Source organism: Streptomyces sp. NPDC088554 (assembly GCF_044752945.1).
Lineage (GTDB): Bacteria > Actinomycetota > Actinomycetes > Streptomycetales > Streptomycetaceae > Streptomyces.
Genome location: NZ_JBIVMF010000007.1, coordinates 102,800 through 122,015, shown reverse-complemented (window position 1 = coordinate 122,015; position 19,216 = coordinate 102,800). Strand labels below are relative to the sequence as shown.

General features: G+C 72.1%; 12 protein-coding genes and 2 pseudogenes. 8 read left to right on the top strand and 6 right to left on the bottom strand.

What is annotated here, in order from left to right; translation table 11 throughout:
• Positions 1-496: 496 nt before the first annotated feature.
• A pseudogene (locus ACIP8W_RS10930) lies at positions 497-723 on the top strand (histidinol-phosphatase); the annotation flags it as partial.
• A 129-nt stretch (positions 724-852) separates the two neighbouring features.
• Here the strand turns inward: ACIP8W_RS10930 and ACIP8W_RS10925 are convergent.
• Positions 853-1,329, bottom strand: coding sequence for a VOC family protein (locus ACIP8W_RS10925; protein WP_401947745.1), 477 nt, complete (start codon positions 1,327-1,329; stop codon positions 853-855).
• A 195-nt stretch (positions 1,330-1,524) separates the two neighbouring features.
• Between ACIP8W_RS10925 and ACIP8W_RS10920 the strand changes: the two genes are divergently transcribed.
• Positions 1,525-2,982, top strand: coding sequence for an amino acid permease (locus ACIP8W_RS10920; protein WP_402202694.1), 1,458 nt, complete (start codon positions 1,525-1,527; stop codon positions 2,980-2,982).
• Between the two features lie 25 nt (positions 2,983-3,007).
• On the opposite strand, the gene ACIP8W_RS10915 is transcribed toward ACIP8W_RS10920, so the two are convergent.
• Together ACIP8W_RS10915 and ACIP8W_RS10910 are read right to left on the bottom strand one after the other, a co-directional pair.
• Entirely contained in the window at positions 3,008-4,072 is a 1,065-nt protein-coding gene (locus ACIP8W_RS10915; RefSeq protein ID WP_401947739.1) for a LacI family DNA-binding transcriptional regulator, read from the bottom strand.
• A gap of 159 nt (positions 4,073-4,231) precedes the next feature.
• Positions 4,232-4,534, bottom strand: a pseudogene (locus tag ACIP8W_RS10910) (MFS transporter); the annotation flags it as partial.
• Between the two features lie 327 nt (positions 4,535-4,861).
• Here ACIP8W_RS10910 and ACIP8W_RS10905 point away from each other — a divergent pair.
• Complete coding sequence (locus tag ACIP8W_RS10905) at positions 4,862-6,268, top strand: family 43 glycosylhydrolase (RefSeq protein WP_402202771.1); 1,407 nt, start codon at positions 4,862-4,864, stop codon at positions 6,266-6,268.
• Positions 6,269-6,327: 59 nt separating this feature from the next.
• Complete coding sequence (locus ACIP8W_RS10900) at positions 6,328-9,153, top strand: beta-L-arabinofuranosidase domain-containing protein (RefSeq protein ID WP_401947736.1); 2,826 nt, start codon at positions 6,328-6,330, stop codon at positions 9,151-9,153.
• Positions 9,154-9,164: 11 nt separating this feature from the next.
• On the opposite strand, the gene ACIP8W_RS10895 is transcribed toward ACIP8W_RS10900, so the two are convergent.
• Complete coding sequence (locus tag ACIP8W_RS10895; protein ID WP_402202692.1) at positions 9,165-10,841, bottom strand: ABC transporter permease subunit; 1,677 nt, start codon at positions 10,839-10,841, stop codon at positions 9,165-9,167.
• Between the two features lie 24 nt (positions 10,842-10,865).
• On the opposite strand from ACIP8W_RS10895, the gene ACIP8W_RS10890 reads away from it, so the two are divergent.
• On the top strand, positions 10,866-11,975 hold the full coding sequence (locus ACIP8W_RS10890; RefSeq protein ID WP_402202690.1) for an NAD(P)-binding domain-containing protein: 1,110 nt from the start codon (positions 10,866-10,868) through the stop codon (positions 11,973-11,975).
• A gap of 33 nt (positions 11,976-12,008) precedes the next feature.
• On the opposite strand, the gene mltG is transcribed toward ACIP8W_RS10890, so the two are convergent.
• On the bottom strand, positions 12,009-12,854 hold the full coding sequence (gene mltG, locus ACIP8W_RS10885; RefSeq protein WP_401947727.1) for an endolytic transglycosylase MltG: 846 nt from the start codon (positions 12,852-12,854) through the stop codon (positions 12,009-12,011).
• Between the two features lie 172 nt (positions 12,855-13,026).
• Positions 13,027-14,880, bottom strand: a complete 1,854-nt coding sequence (locus tag ACIP8W_RS10880) for an ABC transporter ATP-binding protein (RefSeq protein WP_401947725.1) — start codon at positions 14,878-14,880, stop codon at positions 13,027-13,029.
• Positions 14,881-15,019: 139 nt separating this feature from the next.
• Between ACIP8W_RS10880 and ACIP8W_RS10875 the strand changes: the two genes are divergently transcribed.
• From ACIP8W_RS10875 to ACIP8W_RS10865, 3 genes are all read left to right on the top strand, one after another.
• Positions 15,020-15,463: a MarR family winged helix-turn-helix transcriptional regulator gene (locus ACIP8W_RS10875; RefSeq protein WP_401947722.1), complete on the top strand. Its 444-nt coding sequence runs from the start codon at positions 15,020-15,022 to the stop codon at positions 15,461-15,463.
• Between the two features lie 132 nt (positions 15,464-15,595).
• Positions 15,596-17,422: an ABC transporter transmembrane domain-containing protein gene (locus tag ACIP8W_RS10870; protein WP_402202688.1), complete on the top strand. Its 1,827-nt coding sequence runs from the start codon at positions 15,596-15,598 to the stop codon at positions 17,420-17,422.
• Entirely contained in the window at positions 17,419-19,200 is a 1,782-nt protein-coding gene (locus tag ACIP8W_RS10865) for an ABC transporter ATP-binding protein (RefSeq protein WP_402202686.1), read from the top strand. The genes ACIP8W_RS10870 and ACIP8W_RS10865 overlap by 4 nt, the downstream gene beginning before the upstream one ends.
• The last annotated feature ends 16 nt before the right edge of the window (positions 19,201-19,216 follow it).

The following is a 19,216-nucleotide window of genomic DNA, read 5'->3' as shown; positions in this document are numbered from 1 at the left end:
CTCCCCGGTCCGGTAGGCCACTTCATGAGCATCCCGAGCGGTCAGGAGCCCCACCCCATGCATGACGACACCCAGCGGCCACCGCTCCGGGCCGACCCCGCCGCACCCGCCGCGCCACTCGACGCGCAAGGGCTCTCCCGGCGTGAACTGCCGCGTACGGCGCGGCTGTTCGGCGCCGCGTTCGCCGGCGGGTCCGCCGCGCTCGCGCCGTCCGGGGCCGAGGCCCTGGGCCGGGGACGGAGCGACCCGCCGCGTCACTCGACGCGCAAGGGCTCTCCCGGCGTGAACTGCCGCGTACGGCGGGGCTGTTCGGCGCCGCGTTCGCCGGCGGGGCTGTTAGGCGCCGCGTTCGCCGGCGGGTCCGCCGCGCTCGCGCCGTCCGGGGCCGAGGCCCTGGGCCGGGGACGGAGCGACCCGCCGCCGTCGTGTCCGGTCGGCGACCACCATGTGCACGCGGTCTACAGCCACGACGCCGAAATACACCTCTCCCAGCTGGGACGTACACGACCGCCTGGGCCGGTACACACTGCGGATCCCGATCGGGCGGGCCGAGGAGTCCTGCTACCTGCGGCTGCGCGGCAGCGACGGCAGACGCAACGGCGCCGGTTTCCTCGGCGCGGACATCGACCGCACGGGCCGATCCCGCACCAGCCGGGGAACGGGGACCCGTGGGTCGACACCTGGCTCTGCACCAACCCGGTCTTCGTGGACGTGGTCCGCTGACACTCCGCCCGCCGCCCGCCCCGCCGACCCGGCGGGCGCGCCGTTCACCTGCCCATGCTCACCCGTTCAGGTGAGGCGGGGAACGGTTGGCCCGGCCGGGCACGGTGTTTCCCGTGTCCCCGTGTCCCCTCAGGAGGTCCGGTCGGCGGCGGCGTACAGCGCCGCCACGTCGATCTTCTTCATGCCGAGCATCGCCGCCATCGCCCGCTGGGCCCGCTCCGGGTCCGGGTCGCTCATCAGCTCGCCCATCCCCAGGGGGACGACCTGCCAGGACAGTCCGTAGCGGTCCTTGAGCCAGCCGCAGGGGCCTTCTTCGCCGCCTTTGGAGAGCGCGTTCCAGTAGTAGTCGACCTCCTTCTGGTCGGCGCAGCTGACGAGCAGCGAGACCGCCTCGCTGAAGGTGAACTGGGGACCGCCGTTGATCGCCGTGTACTCCTGGCCGTCGAGCACGAAGTCGACGGTCAGCACGGTCCCGGCCGCACGCGGTCCGGCCTCGCCGTAGTAGGAAATGTTCCTGACCTTCGAGTTCGGGAAGACCGACACATAGAACTCGGCGGCTTCCTCGCTCTCGGTGTCGAACCAGAGATTGGGGGTGATCCGGGGCATCACTGCCTCCTGTACGTCGCTGCGGTGGCCCGCTGTCCGCTGTTGGCCCTGCCGTCTGTACCGACCGTTCCCTCCACCGAAACTCATCGTCGCCCGCGCGACAACCCGGGAATCTTTTTGCCTGGAAGGGGCCCGCTGTGGAGACTGTGGGGGCCCGGCGCCCCCCATCGACCCCGAAAGCAGTCTGAATCGCCCATGAGTGACCAGCTTCCACCCGACGCTTCTCCCGGCATATCCCTACCGAAGGGCGCGCCGGACGTACCCGGCGCATCCGGCACACCACCACAGGCAGGAACAGCCGGGGAGCCGCTCGCCGGAGGGCTCAAACAGCGGCATCTGACCATGCTCGGCCTCGGCGGGGTCATCGGGGCCGGGCTCTTCGTCGGGTCGGGGGCCGGGATCGCGGTGGCCGGGCCCGGCATCGTCCTCTCGTATCTGATCGCGGGTGTGCTCGCCCTGTGTGTGATGCGGATGCTGGGCGAGATGTCGGCCGCGATGCCCGCGTCGGGGTCGTTCTCCGTGCACGCGGAGCGGGCGCTCGGCCGGTGGGCCGGGTTCACGGCGGGCTGGCTGTACTGGTTCCTGCTGGTCGTCGTGCTCGCCGTGGAGGCGACGGGCGCGGCGCGGATCGCGAACGGCTGGGTGCCGGGCGTCCCGCAGTGGGCGTGGGTGCTGCTCTTCATGCTGGTCTTCACCGGCACGAACCTCGCCGCGGTGAAGAACTTCGGCGAGACCGAGTTCTGGTTCGCCGCGCTGAAGGTCTTCGCGATCATCGCGTTCCTGGTCCTCGGGCTGCTCGCGGTCTTCGGGCTGCTGCCCGACACCGACCCCGTCGGTCTCACCAACCTCACCGGCCAGGCGGGCGGCTTCCTGCCGGGCGGCTGGCAGGGCGTGATCTCCGGGCTGCTGGCCGTGGTCTTCGCCTTCGGCGGACTGGAGGTCGTCACGATCGCGGCGGCCGAGTCCGACGACCCGGCGCGTTCGGTGGCACGGGCCGTACGGAGTGCTGTGTTCCGGATCATCTTCTTCTACGTCGGCTCCATGCTGATCGTGGTGACGGTCCTGCCGTGGACGGCCCAGCAGGCCGGTCTGAGCCCGTATGTCACCGTCCTCGACGCGATCGGCATCCCGTCCGCCGGGCAGATCATGAACATCGTGGTGTTCGTCGCCCTGCTGTCCGCGCTCAATGCCAACCTCTACGGCTCGTCCCGCATGATCTTCTCCCTGGCCGAGCGCGGCGAGGCCCCGAAGTCCCTGCTGGCCGTGGGTCCCGGGGGCGTGCCGAGGCGCGCGGTCCTGGCGTCCGTGGCGTTCGGATTCGTCTCGGTGCTGCTCAATCTCAAATGGCCCGACTCGATCTTCCTGTACATGCTCAACGCGGTGGGCGCGGTCCTTCTCTTCGTCTGGGCCCTGATCGCCGTCTCCCAGCTCCGGCTGCGCCCCCAGCTCGAACGGGAGACCCCGCAGCTTCTCGTGCTGCGCATGTGGCTCTTCCCCGGCCTGACCTGGGCGACGCTCGCCGCCATCGCCGCCGTGGTCGTCCTAATGCTGACCGACGACACGGCCCGCCCGCAGCTGCTGTGGTCCCTGGGCGCCACCGTGCTCGTACTGGCGGTGGCGGGGGTACGGGAGCTGCGCGCCCGGCGCGCGTAAGCGCGGCTGAGCCCGGCCCATGCGCTCAGGTGCGGGGGGCCGGGCCGGTGCTGTCACGGACGATGAGTTCGACGGGGACCACCGGCTCGACCGGGGGGCCCGTCGGCCCGTCGATGCGGGACAGCAGGAGCCACACGGAGCGCCTGCCGATGTCGACGAAGTCGGTACGTACGGTGGTGAGCGGGGGCAGCAGGTGGGCGGCCTCGGGGATGTCGTCGTAGCCGATGACACTGACCTCGCCGGGGACGGGACGGCCGGCTTCGTGGAAGGCGCGCAGCGCGCCCAGGGCCATCTGGTCGTTGGAGGCGAAGACGGCGGTGACCTCCGCGCGCCGGGCCAGCCGCCGGCCCAGCGCGTACCCGGAGTCGGCGCTCCAGTCACCGATGAGCGGCACGGGGACCTCCCGGCCCGCCGCCTCCAGCGCCGCCCGCCACCCCGCCAGTCGCCGGTCGGCGGGCGTCCAGCCCGTGGGGCCCGCGATGTGGTGGACGGTGGCATGGCCCAGGGCCAGAAGGTGTTCGGTGGCGATACGGGCCCCGGCCGGGGAGTCCGTGGTGATGCGCGGGGTGCCGTCCTCAAGGTCGTTCTCCAGCACCACCAGGGGGATCCCGAGCCGCGCCGCCGCCAGGGGTTTCCCCACCCGGCTCTGCGGGGCGATGGCGATCACACCGTCGACGCCCTCGGCCGACAGCCGGTCCGTGGCGCGTACCACGGTGTCCCGGTCGGCCGTGTCGACGGCGATCGAGCTGACCAGGTAACCGGCTTCCCTGGCCGCGGTGTTGATGGCGGTCAGGGTGGAGGCGGGGCCGTAGCGCGCCGCGTCGAAGGAGATCACACCGAGCATCCGGGTCCGGCCGCTGGCGAGGGACCGCGCACTGCGGCTCGGGTGGTAGCCGAGGGTCCTGATGGCGTCGAGAACCGCCTCGCGGGTCGCGGGACGGACCGCCGGATGCTCGTTGAGCACCCGGGACACGGTCTGCTTGGAGACACCGGCCAGTTGGGCCACATCGTCCATCACCGGGCGCGATCCCGCGAAGCCGCGCCGGCTGCGTCCGGGGGAGACAGCGCCCCCGGCGGTGCTTCGTGTCATGGCGTGCGCTTCCTCCGGCCCGGCCCCGGCGGTCCTGCGCCGCCCGGCAGCCCACAGGATAGGCCCAGGGCCGGGGGGACCGGCCCCGGCGGATACACCGGGCGCCCTCGGGCAGCCCCGGTCCGGGGCCGGGGCCGGGGCCGGCGAACGGGCAGTGTGTTACGTACGTACGGCGGCGGGCCGGCCCGCCGGGGCGGGGCGGGTGGCGCGGATCAGCCAGAGGGTCGCCGCCAGACAGAGCGCGGACACACCGCAGAGCAGGAGCGGCACCGCGCGGATCCCGGACCACTCGATGGCCTTGCCGAGCGCCGGGCCCGCCACCACACCGCCCACCATCGACGCGGCGATGACCAGCGCCCCGGCCCGACGGGCCCTGGGGGCGGCCCGGTTGAGCCAGGTAAGTCCGGTGGGAAAGACCGGCGCGATGAACAGGCCGACACCGGCGTACGCGTAGGGCGCGACACACGCTCTCCCGGAGGACGGCCCGCGACTCGCGGGCAAGGACACGACCGGGAATGTTACCGGTAACATCCACCCCGTCAAGATCCCGGGCCGACGCCGCACCGGGAAACCGGTCGCCGTGGAACATGCCGGAAACATTGACGTGCCCCTGCCCGAAACTTATCTTCTGGTCGAAGCTCCGCACAGCGTTCGATACTCCGAACAACCGATGGCCGTCAAAGGGGACTCGCCATGCTCCGTGTTCGTCACCGGTCCGTCCCGGGAACGGCCCTTCCGGCCCTGCTCGGGCCGCTCCTGATCCGGGCCGCGCTGGCCGTACTCGTCGCGATGAGTGTGCTCGTGACGGTGTCCGGGGCACCCGCCCACGCGGCCGCCCCGGCCTCGCCCGCCGCGCTGTTCACCAACCCCGTCGCCGAACAGCGCGCCGATCCGCACATCTTCAAACACACCGACGGCTTCTACTACTTCACCGCGACCGTGCCCGCGTACGACCGGATCGTGATGCGCCGGGCCACCACCCTCCAGGGCCTGTCCAGCGCCCCCGAGACCACCATCTGGTCCAAGCACACCAGCGGGGAGATGGGTGCCCACATCTGGGCCCCGGAGATCCACTTCATCGACGGCAAGTGGTACGTCTACTTCGCCGCCGGTGCCACCAACGACGTGTGGGCGATCCGGATGTACGTCCTGGAGACCGACGCCGCCAACCCCCTCACCGGTACCTGGACCGAGAAGGGGCGGATCGCCACCCCGCTGTCCTCCTTCTCCCTCGACGCCACCACCTTCGTGGTGAACGGGACCCGCTATCTCAGCTGGGCCCAGAACGACCCGGCCGTCGGTGACGGCACCAACCTCTATCTCGCCAAGATGTCCAACCCCTGGACCATCGGCACCGCGCCCGTGATGATCTCCCGGCCCACCAACGCCTGGGAGAAGATCGGTCACACCGTCAACGAGGGACCCGCGGTGATCCAGCGCAACGGGAAGGTCTTCATGTCCTTCTCGGCCAGCGCCACCGACAGCAACTACTGCCTCGGTCTGCTCACCGCCTCCGCCTCGGCCGATCTGCTCGACCCCGCCTCCTGGGTGAAGAACCCCCAGCCCGTCTTCCGGAGCAACGCCGCGACCTCGCAGTACGGTCCCGGACACAACTCCTTCACGGTCTCCGAGGACGGCGCGAGCGACATCCTCGTGTACCACGACCGCGGCTACAAGGACATCAGCGGCGATCCGCTCAACGACCCCAACCGCCGCACCCGTTACCAGAAGCTGTACTGGAACGCCGACGGCACCCCCAACTTCGGCATCCCCGTCGCCGACGGTGTCACACCGGTCCGCCTCTCCTCGTACAACTACCCGGACCGCTACCTCCGCCACTGGGAGTTCCGGGCGAAGCTCGAACCGGATGTCACCAACCTCGCCGACTCGCAGTTCCGTGTGGTCCCGGGGCTCGCGGGCAGTGGCACGGTCTCGCTGGAATCCGCGAACTACCCCGGTTACTACCTCCACGACCGAGGCGACGAGGTGTGGGTGGAGAAGGACGACGGATCCGCCGTCTTCCGGACCGCCGCGAGCTTCCAGCAGCGGGCGGGGCTGGCCGACACGGCCGCCGGGGTCTCCTTCGAGTCGTACGGCTCGCCCGGCCGCTATCTCCGGCACTACGCGTACGAGATGTTCGTGCAGCCGGTCACCACGGCGACCGCACGGGCGGACGCGACGTTCCACACCCAGTAACACGCCCCATGGCACCACCGTCCCGCCTGTCACCCCACAGAGACAAGGAACCCCGGCCCATGGCTCCGCCCCTGTCCAGACGCGCTCTTCTCCGGACCTCGATACTCGCCCTGTCCGCACCGGGATTCGCGTACGCGGCCACCGGCCGACCGGCCGCCGCCGCACCCTCCCTGCCAACCGCTCGGGCTGCTCTGGCCACCGGAAAACTCCGGCCGTTCCCGCTCAAGGACGTCTCCCTCGGCAAGGGTCTCTTCGCCGACAAAAGCGCTCTGATGCTCGATCACGGCCGTGGCTACGATGTCGACCGGCTGCTCCAGGTCTTCCGCGCCAACGCCGGGCTCTCCACCCGTGGCGCGGTCGCCCCCGGCGGCTGGGAGGGCCTCGACGGTGAGGCCAACGGCAATCTGCGCGGCCACTACACCGGCCACTTCCTGAGCATGCTCGCCCAGGCGTACGGCTCCACCGGCGAGCAGGTGTACGCCGACCGGATCCGGTACATGGTCGGGGCGCTGGCCGAGGTGCGCGAAACACTGCGCCGCGAGCCGTCCGCGCTCGGTGTCCCCGGTGTGTTCGGTGGCACCGCCGTGGAAAACGTCCGGGGCTCCTACCAGTACGCCGACCTGCCGGCCGGGGTGCTCGGCGGCGCCTCGGCGATCACCCTGTCGACCTGGGTGAAGCCCACCCACGACGCCCTCTGGAGCCGGATCCTCGACTTCGGGAACGACACCACCCGCTATCTCTATCTGGCCGCCCGCAACGCGGACGGCGTCCCGCGCTTCGCCCTCACCACCGGGGGCCCCGGCGGCGAGCAGGGCCTCAACGGCACCGCCGCGCTGCCGCTGAACCGGTGGAGCCATCTGGCGGTGACCCTCTCGGGCACCACCGGCATCCTCTACGTCAACGGCACCGAGGTGGCGCGGAACACCGCGATGAACCTCACCCCGGCGGCGCTGGGCACACTCAGGAACCACTGGCTCGGCCGCTCGAACTTCGACAGCGACCCGGTGTTCGCGGGAGCCTTCGGCGAGTTCAACATCTGGTCGCGGGTGCTGACCGCCACCGAGATCGCGGCGCTGCGCACCACCCGGGCCGCCGGCTCCCCCGCGGGCACGGGCAACCTCGTGTCGTACGCCTTCGGTGAGACCACCGGCTCCACCTTCGCCGACGCCTCCGGCCGTGGCCTGCACGCCACACTGCGCCGCACCTGGGGCAGGCCGAGCCATCCCGGGTTCCTCGCGGCCTATCCGGAGACGCAGTTCATCGCGCTGGAGTCGATGACCGGCGCCGACTACACCAAGGTGTGGGCGCCGTACTACACCGCGCACAAGATCCTCCGGGGTCTGCTGGACGCGTATCTCCACACCGAGGACGCGCGCGCCCTCGATCTGGCCTCCGGGATGTGCGACTGGATGCACTCCCGGCTCTCCGTACTGCCCGACTCGACCCGGCAGCGCATGTGGGGCATCTTCTCCAGCGGCGAGTTCGGCGGCATCGTCGAGGCGATCTGTGATCTGTACGCGCTCACCGGCAAGGCCGAACACCTCGCGCTGGCCCGCCTCTTCGACCTCGACCGGCTCATCGACTCCTGCGCGGCGGGCACCGACATCCTCGACGGGCTCCACGCCAACCAGCACATCCCCATCTTCACCGGACTGCTGCGGCTGTACGACGAGACGGGCGAGCGGCGCTATCTGGACGCCACCCGGAACTTCTGGTCCATGGTCGTCCCGACCCGGATGTACGGGATCGGCGGCACCAGCACCAACGAGTTCTGGAAGGCCCGCGGTGTGATCGCCGGGTCGATCGGCGACACCGCCGCCGAGACCTGCTGCGCGTACAACATGCTCAAGCTCAGCCGGATGCTCTTCTGGCACGAGCAGGACCCGGCGTACATGGACTACTACGAACGGACCCTGTACAACCAGGTCCTCGGCTCGAAGCAGGACCGGGCCGACGCCGAGAAGCCGCTGGTCACGTACTTCATCGGGCTGACGCCCGGCCATGTCCGCGACTACACCCCCAAGGCGGGCACCACCTGCTGCGAGGGCACGGGCATGGAGAGCGCCACCAAGTACCAGGACTCGGTGTACTTCACGGAGTCGGACGGGAGCGCGCTGTACGTCAACCTGTACAGCCCGACCACACTGAACTGGCGGGAGAAGGGTGTCACCGTCACCCAGACCACCGACTACCCGAGGGAGCAGGGCTCGACGCTCACCTTCGGGGGCCGGGAGGGCGGATTCGAGCTACGGCTGCGGGTGCCGTCCTGGGCGACCCGGGGCTTCCAGGTGACGGTCAACGGCCGTGCGGTGTCCGGGACTCCGGTCCCCGGCAGTTACTTCGGCGTCTCCCGGACCTGGCGCGCGGGGGACACCGTGCGGATCGCCCTGCCGTTCCGTCTGCGTACCGAGAGCGCCCTCGACGACCGGGGGCTCCAGACCCTGTTCTACGGGCCGGTCAACCTGGTCGCCCGCAACGCGTCCCGGAGCCAGCTGCCGTTCGGGCTCCACCGCAACGCGGCCCTCTCCGGCGATCTGCTGCCGACCCTCACCCCGGTCGCCGGCAAACCGCTCCACTTCACACTGGACGGCACCGAGTTCGCCCCCTTCTTCGAAGGCACCGAGGACCCGACCCACGCGTACTTCCGGCGGACCGAGCCGCGGGTGGTCTTCGGCGGCACCGACTCCGGTGTCGCGAACCCGGCGAAGGCGGACGGCACCACCCTGCTCGACGAGATCTGGGCGGCGGCCCCCTTCGCCACCAAGGACGCGCTGGTCGCCCGGGTACGGAGCACGGTGGACGCGTGGGTGTCGGCGGGGCTGCTCGGCGCGGCCAACGGCCGGACGGTGGTGGACACGGCGCGCGCCGCCTCGTACGCGGCCTGAGCGCACACCGCTCAGGCCATACGGCGTCGGGACCGGTTCCGTCCCGACGCCGCGCCGGACACGGCGAGAACGGAGAGCAGGACCAGCGCGCAGGCCGGGCCGAGTACGGTCCAGGGCGCCAGCTCCGCGTACGGCTGGTTCTCCGACAGGAGGCGGCCCCACTCCGGGGTGGGCGGCTGCTCGCCCAGCCCGAGGAAGCCGAGGGAGGCCAGGACGAGGACGGTGGTGGGCAGCCGCAGCAGCGCGTTGCGCAGTACGGCGGGCAGCACCGCGGGCAGCAGATGGCGGCGCAGCAGATACCACCGGTCGGCGCCGAACAGGATCGACGCGAGCATATGGCCGCTCGCCCGTTCCTGTTCGAGCAGCGCCGCGGTCTGGGCGGCGTAGGGGGTCCAGCCGACCAGACACACCGCGCAGGCGGCGCCCCAGACCGACGGCCCGGTCACCGCGGTCGTCAGCAGTCCGGCGAGGACTGCGGGCAGGGTCGACACCACTTCGGTCAGCCCCAGACCCACCCGTGCCGACATGCCGAGCAGCAGCCCGGTGACGGCGCAGACCGCCGTCACCGCGAGGGCCACCCCCGCGGTGCGCAGCGCGCCGTGGCCGAGGCGGGCCAGCAGATCGCGGCCGAGCGGGTCGGTGCCCAGCGGGTGTGCGGCCGAGGGCGGCAGCAGCCGCGCCGCGGTGTCCACGTACAAGGGGTCGCGCAGCAGTCCTGCCACGACCAGTGCGAGCAGGGCGGCGGCGCAGAGTACGGCGACCGGGAGCAGAGAGCGGCGGCGCGGGAGGGCCGGCGCGTGGAGCGCGGGCAGGGCGCCGTCCCTCAGCGCGGGGCCGAGGAGGACATGGCGCAGGGCCTGGAGGAGCATCCCGACGACGATGCCGAGCAGGACGAGGACCAGGGTCGCGGTCTGGAGCGGTGGGAGGTCCTGGGTCATGGCGGCGTCCAGGGCGAGCCGGCCGAGGCCCGGGATGTTGAAGATCTTCTCGACCGCGACCGCGCCGCCGACCAGGGCCACGACGGTCGGCAGGAGCTGCGGGAGCACCCCGGGCAGTGTGCGGCGCAGCGCGTTGCGGGCGGTGAGGCCGGGCGAGAAACCGAAGGCGTGCCAGGTCCGCGCCCACGGTTCGTGGAAAGCGGCGGGCAGCGCCTGGTCGAGGAGGCCGCCGAGCATCGCCCCGGACGGTACGCCGAGGGCGAGCGCGGGCAGCACCATGGACCGCGGCCCCTCCCAGCCGCTGGAGGGGAACCAGCCCAGCCATACCCCGCACACGGTGGCGAGCAGCGAGGCGAGCAGGAACTTGGGCAGCGCGGCGAGGACGGCGGCCCCCGTGCCCGCGCGGGTCCGCCGCAGCCGCCGCCGGGAGCCGAGGTGGAGGGTGCGGGCGCAGACCAGCGCGGCCACGGCGATCGTCACGGCGAGGGCGCCGGACATCAGGGTGAGGGAGACCGCGAAGGCGTCCGCCACCTGGGGCAGGACCGGTTCGCCCGACACCCAGGAGGTGCCCGCGTCACCGCGCGGCAGTCCGCCGAGCCACTGCGCGAAATGCGTGAACGCCCCTTGTTCCAGGCCCAGTTGTTCCCGTACGGCGGCGAGTTGCTCGGGGGTCGGGTCCTGGTCGGCGGAGCGGGCCCGCAGCACCGTCAGCGCGGGGTCGGTCCCGGACAGCCGGGGCAGAAGATTCACCTCGCCAGGGCCGTTAGTAGAACCGTGAACGACTTTGGGGCGCGAGACGGGGTGCGGGACATCGATGTGGTGGTCATCGGCGCCGGGCAGGCGGGGCTGTCCGGCGCCTACCATCTGCGGCGGCTGGGGCTCGGGCCCGACCGCGATTTCGTCGTACTCGACCACGCGCCACGCCCCGGCGGCGCCTGGCAGTTCCGCTGGCCCTCGCTGACCTACGGCGCGGTCCACGGCATGCACGCGCTGCCCGGCATGGAGCTGACCACGGTGCGGGCCGACGACGCGCGGCCGTCCGCCGAGGTCATCGGCGGGTACTTCACGGCGTACGAGAAGCGCTTCGGCCTCCGTGTCCGGCGGCCGGTCGATGTCCGTACGGTACGGGAGGGCGCCGCCGGGCGGCTGCTGGTCGGGACGTCCGCCGGGGCCTGGTCGGCGCGGGCGCTGATCAACGCGACGGGCACCTGGGACCGGCCGTTCTGGCCGCGCTGTCCCGGGCAGGAGACCTTCCGGGGCCGTCAGTTGCACACGGCGGACTATCCGGGGCCAGGGGAGTTCGCCGGGCTGCGGGTGGTCGTGGTGGGCGGTGGGGCCTCCGGCATCCAGCATCTGATGGAGATCGAGCGGGTGGCGGCCGGCACCACCTGGGTGACCCGCAGGCCCCCGGTCTACCGCGAGGGGCCGTTCGACGAGGAGCTGGGCCGGGCGGCCGTCGCCCTCGTCGAGGAACGCGTCCGCAAGGGCCTGCCGCCGCGCAGCGTGGTCTCCGTGACCGGGCTGCCGGTGACCGAGGACATCGCGCGGGCCCGCGCGGCGGGGGTGCTCGACCGGCTGCCGATGTTCAACCGGATCACCCCGGAGGGCGTGGCCTGGGACGACGGGCGGGCGGTGGCGGCCGATGTGATCCTCTGGGCGACCGGGTTCCGCCCGGCCATCGGCCATCTGGCGCCCCTGGGGCTGCGGGAGCGGGGCGGCGGCATCCGGGTCGAGGGGACCCGTGCCGTACGGGACGAGCGGATCCATCTGGTCGGGTACGGGCCTTCGGCCTCCACCATCGGCGCCAACCGGGCCGGGCGGGCGGCGGCGCGGGAGATCGTACGGCTGCTGGAGCGCGATCCGGCCGCGGTGCCCTCGGGCTGAGCCGAGGGGTGGGCCGGGGGGGTGGGCCGGGGGTCAGCTTTTCGCGTCGCCGCCACGGTTGCGATTGAACTCCTGGACGTTCTCGTGGTGTTCGGCGTACCGGTGGGTGAAGCGGGTGTCCCCGGGCTTCACCGTGACGAAGTACAGCCAGTCCCCGGGGGTGGGGTGGAGCGCCGCCTTCATCGCCTCCTCCCCCGGGTTGCCGATCGGTGTGGGCGGCAGGCCCTTGTGCTCATAGGTGTTGTACGGGCTGTTGGTCTTCGTGTCGGCGTGGCTGGTGTCCAGCGTGGAGCGGTTCAGCGCGTAGTTGACGGTCGAGTCCATCTGGAGCGGCATGTCCAGCGCGAGCCGGTTGTGCACGACCCGGGCGACCTTGCCCATGTCGGCGGCCGTAGCGGCCTCGGCCTGGACGATGCTCGCGATGGTGATGGTCCGGTAGAGCGCCGGATCGGCGGTACCTGCCGGGGCACCGCCGGACTTCGCGTCCGGGGCCGCCGTGCCGCCACCGGGAGCGAACCGCTGATGCGCGGTGGTGACCATGTACGTCAGCAGACCGGCCGGGGTCGTGGTGGCGTCGATCGGATAGGTGGCCGGGAAGAGAAAGCCCTCGGGGTTGCCCCGGGCGCTCTTCGGCAGTCCGAGCCGGGCGGCGGCGACCGTATCGCGGGTGGTCCCGGCGGGGACGTCCAGGATCCGGTCGACGGACTCGTACACCTGGACCGCGCGCAGCCCCTCGGGGATGGTCAGCGCCGTCGGCCGTCCGCCGCCGTCCCCTCCGGTCAGCACGGACACCGGCACCAGGACCGCGGACACCGCGGCGAGGGCTCCGGTCACCATCACGACAAGCCGGCCGCGGCGGGTCAGGCGGGGTCTGCTCATGCGGGCACGCTAACCCGGAGTGATCGCCTATCCGGGTAGCCGAGGCCCAGCGACACGGACAGCCCCCGGGGACCATACGAACGGCATACGAACGGGGTACGCGCGGGATGCGGACGCGGTACGGACGTACGGTACGGACCCCACCCGTACGCACAGGACGCACAGCGGCGGCTCACATCGGAACCGGCACCAGGCCGTCCGCGCCCGCCGGGCGGCTGTCCCTGCGGACGAGCGCGGCATAGCGGCCGTCCGCCCCGATCAGCTCCTCATGGGTGCCGCTCTCGGCGACGCTGCCCGCGTCGAGGACCACGATCCGGTCGGCGTCCCGGACGGTGGAGAGCCGGTGCGCGATGGTGATCGTGGTGCGGCCCTCGGAGAGCGCGTCGATGGCCTGCTGGACGGCGTGTTCGGTGCGGGTGTCCAGCGCGCTGGTCGCCTCGTCGAGGATCAGCACGGGCGGGTCGCGCAGAATCGTGCGGGCTATCGCCAGCCGCTGCTTCTCCCCACCGGAGAAGCGGTATCCGCGCTCGCCGACCAGGGTGTCGTAGCCGTCGGGGAGGGCGGCTATGTGGTCGTGGATCTGGGCGGTCCTGGCGGCCTGCTCCAACTCCTCGTCGGTGGCGTCCGGCTTGGCGAAGCGCAGATTGTCCGCGACCGAGGCGTGGAACAGATAGGTCTCCTGGGAGACCACGCCGACCGCGCGCGCGAGGGTGTCGAAGTCCAGGTCGCGTACGTCCACCCCGTCGAGCAGGACCCGGCCGCCGGTCACGTCGTACAGCCGGGGGACGAGATAGCTCAGCGTCGACTTGCCGGAACCCGTGGGCCCGACGACGGCGAGGCTGCCGCCGGGCGGGACCGTCAGATCGATCCCCCGGAGCGTCCGGTCGTCCCGGCCGTCCTTGTCGGCCTCGACGGCCTTGCCCTCGTAGCTGAAGTCGACTCCGTCGAACCGCACTTCGCCACGGATCCGGTCGAGCCTGACCGGGTGCTCGGACTCCGCGATGTCGACGGGCAGGTCCAGATACTCGAAGATGCGCTGGAAGAGCGCGAGCGAGGTCTGCATCTGCACCCCGGTGGAGAGCAGGCTCACCGCGGGCCGGAACAGACCCTGCTGGAGCGAGACGAAGGCGACCAGCGTCCCGATCGAGACCGCCGTACCGCCGGCGCCCAGCGCGATGCCCGCGGCCCAGTAGATGACGGCGGGCATGGCTGCCATGACGATTCCGATGGTCGACAGGCGCCATCGTCCCGCCATGTTGGAGCGCACTTCCAGATCGACCAGCCGCTCGGACTCGTCGGCGAAGGATGTGGTGAGCGAGTCGGCGCGGCCCATCGTACGGCCGAGGAGGATGCCGCTCACCGAGAGCGACTCGGTGACGGTCGCGGCCATCGTGGCCATCTGGCGCTGGCGCTCCGTGGTGATCTTCTTGCGCTCGCGGCCGACCCGGCGGCTGATCCAGACGAACACCGGCAGCAGGAGCAGCGAGACGGCGGTGAGCCGCCAGTCCAGGGCGAGCATCGCGACGACCGAGGCGATCACGGCCGTGAGGTTGGAGACCAGGGAGGTGGCGGTGGAGGTGACGGTCGCCTGCATACCGCCGATGTCGTTGGCGATCCGGGACTGCACCTCCCCGGTCCTGGTCCGGGTGAAGAAGGCGAGCGGCATACGCTGGAGCTGGGTGTACACACCGGTGCGCAGATCGTGCATGACGCGCTGGCCGACCGTCGTGGAGATCAGGGTCTGGAGCACACCGAAGACGCTGTTGACGACGGCGGTGAGGATCATGCCGAGCGCGAGCAGGGTGAGCAGTCCGGTACGGCCCTGGGGGATCGCGGTGTCGAGGATCTCGCGGAGCATGAAGGGCGAGGCGACCGTCACCAGCGACGACGCGCCGACCAGCAGTCCGACGACGGCGAGCCGGCTCCGGTAGGGGCGGAAGAGGGCGAGGATACGCCGCAGTTGGGCGGGCGGCTCCGGCCCCTCGGGGCGGGGCGAGGGCGTCCAGATGGCTTGTTCGGGTCTCATGGGCTCCTTCGTTGGGCGATCGGATTCCGTCGCGCGATCGGATTGGTCGGGCGATCGGAGAAGTGACCGGTGAACATCGAAGAGCATAGCTCACTGTTACCTACACTCACAATGAACTTTGTCCTGATATTATTCCGACATGAGCACCCCCGACGCCGACGGCCTGCTGGCCGAGCAGCTCCTGCGGCTGACCCGACGGCTCCACCGCGTCCAGCAGCGCCAGCTGGAGCCGATCGGCATCACCCCCGCGCAGGCCAGGCTGTTGCGTACCGTCGCGCTGTACGACACCCCGCCGCGCATGGCGGATCTCGCCGCCCGGCTCGAAGTGGTCCCCCGCGCCGTGACCACCCTGGTCGACGGGCTGGAGGCGAGCGGCCGGGTGCGCCGCGCGCCGGATCCCACCAACCGCAGGGTCGTCCGCATCGAGCTGACCGACACCGGCCGGGGCATCCTGCGGGCGCTGCGCGGGGCGCGCAGATCGGCCGCCGAGGATGTTCTCGCGCCGCTGACCGCGGATCAGCGCGAGACGCTGGGCGGGCTGCTCGCGGTGCTGTTCGCCCCGGGCGCCGAGCCTCCCCGCTGAGCCCGCCGCCCGGTCCCCGAACACGGCTCCGCCGGCTCGAACCGGCTCTCCTCGCGGAAAACCCGTTGCCCCCGACCCGTGGACAGAGCGAACCTTGCACGGTTTGAGCCACTCCACGAGTCATGGGGCATCATGCAGATCCGCGACCTTCCCTACCCCGATCCCGGGGTTCCCGATACTCGGTCGGGCCCCCGGTTCCTGCTGTGGCTCGGCCGTCACCAGCTGGGCGGCCAGTTCAAGGCGCTGTGCTGGGGCCTGCTCCAGCACAGCGGGATCGCCGGGCTTCCGGTGGGCGCCGGGCTCGCCGTCCAGGCGGTCGTCGACCGTTCGGGCGGCCGGCTCGCACTCGCCGGCGGGCTGATCGCCCTGTTCGGCGCCGCCATCACCGTCGGCGACACCATGATGCACCGCGCCGCCATCACCAACTGGATCACCGCCGCCGCGCGCGTACAGCAGCTGCTCGCACGCCGGACCGCCGAGCTGGGCTCCGCGCTGACCCAGCGGGTGGCCGCCGGGGAAGTCGTGGCGGTGTCCACCGGTGACGTCGAGAAGATCGGCTGGTTCGTGGAGGCGCTCTCGCGCTTCCTGGCCGCGCTCATCGCGGTCGTCCTGATCTGTGTCGGGCTGGTCCTCTATCTGCCGGAGCTGGGGACGCTGATCGCCGTCGCCGTACCGGTGCTCGCCCTCTCCGTGCTGCCGCTGCTCCCCCGCGCCACCCGGCGGGCCGACATCCAGCGCGAGAAGGCGGGCCGGGCCACCGAGCTGGCCTCGGACACCGTCGCCGGACTGCGGGTGCTGCGCGGGATCGGCGGCGAGGAGCTGTTCCTCGACCGCTACCGCGCCGCCTCGCAGGAGGTGCGCCGGGCGGCCGTGCGCAGCGCCAGGATGTGGGCGCTGATCTCGGCGATACAGGTGCTGCTGCCGGGCGCCCTGCTGATCTCGGTCATCTGGTACGGGGCCCGGCTCGCCCTGGACGGCCGGATCGAGGTCGGCTCGCTGGTGACCGTCTACAGCACGGTGACCCTGCTGATGGTCCCGTTGCAGCGCTTCGAGGAGATCGCCATGGCGTACTCCTTCTCCCGGCCGTCCGCCAAGCGCGCGGCCCGGGTACTGGCCCTGCGCAGGACGGCGTACGAGGACGAGCGCGGCGGCCTCGCGGACGCCCGGCCGACCGGCGATCTGTACGACCCGGCCACCGGGCTGCGGGTACGGGCGGGGCGGCTGACCGCCGTGGTGTGCGGCGATCCGGACGCGGCGGGCCGGCTGGCGGAGCGGCTCGGCGGGCATGCGGCGGAGGCGGAGAAGAGCCCGTCCGTGCTGCTCGGCGGGGTGGCCCTGGACGATCTCCCGCTGGACGCGGCGCGCGCCTGTGTGCTCGTACAGGACAAGGATCCGGTGCTGCTGTCCGGGACCCTGGAGGAGCTGTTGGACGTCCCCGCCTCGGGCGCCGTCGATCCGGGGAAGGCGCTGGCGGCGGCGGAGTGCGGGGATGTGCTCGACGCGCTCGTCCAGGCGTCGGTGGACGGCGGCGGCGACCCGATGCGGTCCCGGATCACCGAGCGCGGCCGGTCGCTCTCCGGCGGGCAGCGGCAACGGCTCGCGCTGGCGCGGTCGCTGGTCGCCGATCCGCAGGTGCTGGTGCTCGACGAGCCGACGTCCGCGGTGGACTCGCACACGGAGGCGCGGATCGCCCAGGGCGTCAAGGAGCTGCGGGCCGGGCGTACGACCGTGGTGTTCGCCTCGTCGCCGCTGCTGCTGGACCACGCGGACCGGGTGGCGTTCGTCCATGGGGGCACGGTCGTGGCGGTGGGTTCGCACCGCGAGCTGCTCGGCGCCGACCCGGCCTACCGGGCGGTCGTCACCCGTGAGACGGAGGACGAGCGGGAAGCGGAAGAGACCGCGAAGGAACAGGTCATGGCTTCGGCGGCGGCCCGGGAAGAGAGCGAGGAATCAGCATGATCGGCGTAGCGCCCCCGGAGTACGACCCGGCGGCCCCGGAGTCGGCGACGACCCTGCCCGTCGGCACCCCCGCGACCGTACGGGCCTATGTGCGCGAGCTGCTGGCCCGGCACCGGCGGGCGTTCGTCGTGCTCGTCGCCGTCAACGCGGTCTCGGTGATCGCCTCGATGGTCGGCCCCTATCTGCTCGGCGGCATCGTCGAGGACCTGTCCTCCGGCGCGCGCGAGCCGCGTCTCGAACGGGTCGCGCTGCTGTTCACGATCGCGCTGGTCGTCCAGACCGTGTTCGTACGGATGGTGCGGCTGCGCGGGGCGATGCTCGGCGAGGAGATGCTCGCGGATCTGCGGGAGGACTTCCTCGTCAGGGCGGTGGGGCTGCCGCCCGGGGTGCTGGAGCGGGCGGGCACCGGCGATCTGCTGTCCAGGATCACCACGGACATCGACCGGCTGGCCAACGCGATGCGCGAGGCCGTGCCGCAGCTCGCGATCGGCGTCGTCTGGGTGGTGCTGCTGCTCGGCGCGCTGACGGTGACCGCGCCGCCGCTGGCGCTCGCGGTGCTGGTGGCGCTGCCGCTGCTGATCCTCGGCTGCCGCTGGTACTTCGAGCGGGCGCCCTCGGCGTACCGCTCGGAGGCCGCCGGGTACGCGGCCGTCGCCGCGATGCTCGCCGAGACGGTCGACGCGGGCCGGACGGTGGAGGCGCACCGGCTGGGCGGGCGTCGGGTGGCGCTCTCGGAGCGGCGGATCCTCCAGTGGGTCCGCTGGGAGCGGTACACGCTGTTCCTGCGGTCGGTCCTGTTCCCCGTCGTCAACATCACCCATGTGACGGTCTTCCTGTCGGTGCTGGTGATGGGCGGCGCGTTCGCGCTCCAGGGCTGGATCACGGTGGGGCAGCTGACGACGGGCTCGCTGCTGGCGCAGATGCTGGTGGACCCGGTCGGTCTGATCCTGCGCTGGTACGACGAGTTGCAGGTCGCCCAGGTGTCCATCGCCCGGCTCGTCGGGGTGCGCGACATCGAGCCGGACGCGGGGGACCCGTCGGTCGTCCCGGACGGCCGGGAGGTCGGCGCGGACGGGGTCGCCTTCGGCTACCGCGAGGGGGTCGACGTGCTGCACGGGGTCACCCTCGCGGTCGCCCCCGGCACCCGGCTGGCGCTGGTCGGCCCGTCCGGTGCCGGAAAGTCGACGCTGGGCCGGCTGCTCGCGGGGATCCACGGTCCCCGGCGGGGCAGCGTCACCCTGGGCGGGGCCGAGCTGTCCCGGATGCCCGCCGAGCGGGTACGGGAGCAGGTCGCCCTGGTCAATCAGGAGCACCATGTCTTCGTGGGGTCGCTGCGCGACAATCTGCTGCTGGCCCGCGCGGGCGCGGACGACGCCGAGCTGTGGGCGGCCCTCGGGGCGGTCGACGCGGACGGCTGGTCGCGGGCGCTGGACGACGGCCTGGACACCGCGGTGGGCTCCGGCGGTACGGCGCTCACCCCGGCCCAGGCGCAGCAGATCGCGCTGGCCCGGCTGGTGCTGGCCGATCCGCACACCCTGGTGCTGGACGAGGCGACGTCCCTGCTGGACCCGAGGGCGGCCCGCCATCTGGAGCGCTCGCTCGCCCGGGTCCTCGACGGCCGTACGGTCGTGGCCATCGCCCACCGGCTGCACACCGCGCACGACGCGGATGTGATCGCGGTGGTCGAGCGGGGCCGGATCAGCGAACTGGGCAGCCACGACGAGCTGGTGGCGGCGGACGGCGCGTACGCGGCCCTGTGGCGGTCCTGGCACGGATAGCGCGGTGGTACGGGTA

What these genes read in the sequence shown, in the direction of transcription:
- ACIP8W_RS10925 (WP_401947745.1), bottom strand. Translation starts at nt 1,329, where the DNA reads ATGCCCCGGATCACCCCCAATCTCTGGTTCGACACCGAGAGCGAGGAA.
- ACIP8W_RS10920 (WP_402202694.1), top strand. Translation starts at nt 1,525, where the DNA reads ATGAGTGACCAGCTTCCACCCGACGCTTCTCCCGGCATATCCCTACCG.
- ACIP8W_RS10915 (WP_401947739.1), bottom strand. Translation starts at nt 4,072, where the DNA reads ATGACACGAAGCACCGCCGGGGGCGCTGTCTCCCCCGGACGCAGCCGG.
- ACIP8W_RS10905 (WP_402202771.1), top strand. Translation starts at nt 4,862, where the DNA reads ATGAGTGTGCTCGTGACGGTGTCCGGGGCACCCGCCCACGCGGCCGCC.
- ACIP8W_RS10900 (WP_401947736.1), top strand. Translation starts at nt 6,328, where the DNA reads ATGGCTCCGCCCCTGTCCAGACGCGCTCTTCTCCGGACCTCGATACTC.
- mltG (WP_401947727.1), bottom strand. Translation starts at nt 12,854, where the DNA reads ATGAGCAGACCCCGCCTGACCCGCCGCGGCCGGCTTGTCGTGATGGTG.
- ACIP8W_RS10880 (WP_401947725.1), bottom strand. Translation starts at nt 14,880, where the DNA reads ATGAGACCCGAACAAGCCATCTGGACGCCCTCGCCCCGCCCCGAGGGG.
- ACIP8W_RS10875 (WP_401947722.1), top strand. Translation starts at nt 15,020, where the DNA reads ATGAGCACCCCCGACGCCGACGGCCTGCTGGCCGAGCAGCTCCTGCGG.
- ACIP8W_RS10870 (WP_402202688.1), top strand. Translation starts at nt 15,596, where the DNA reads ATGCAGATCCGCGACCTTCCCTACCCCGATCCCGGGGTTCCCGATACT.
- ACIP8W_RS10865 (WP_402202686.1), top strand. Translation starts at nt 17,419, where the DNA reads ATGATCGGCGTAGCGCCCCCGGAGTACGACCCGGCGGCCCCGGAGTCG.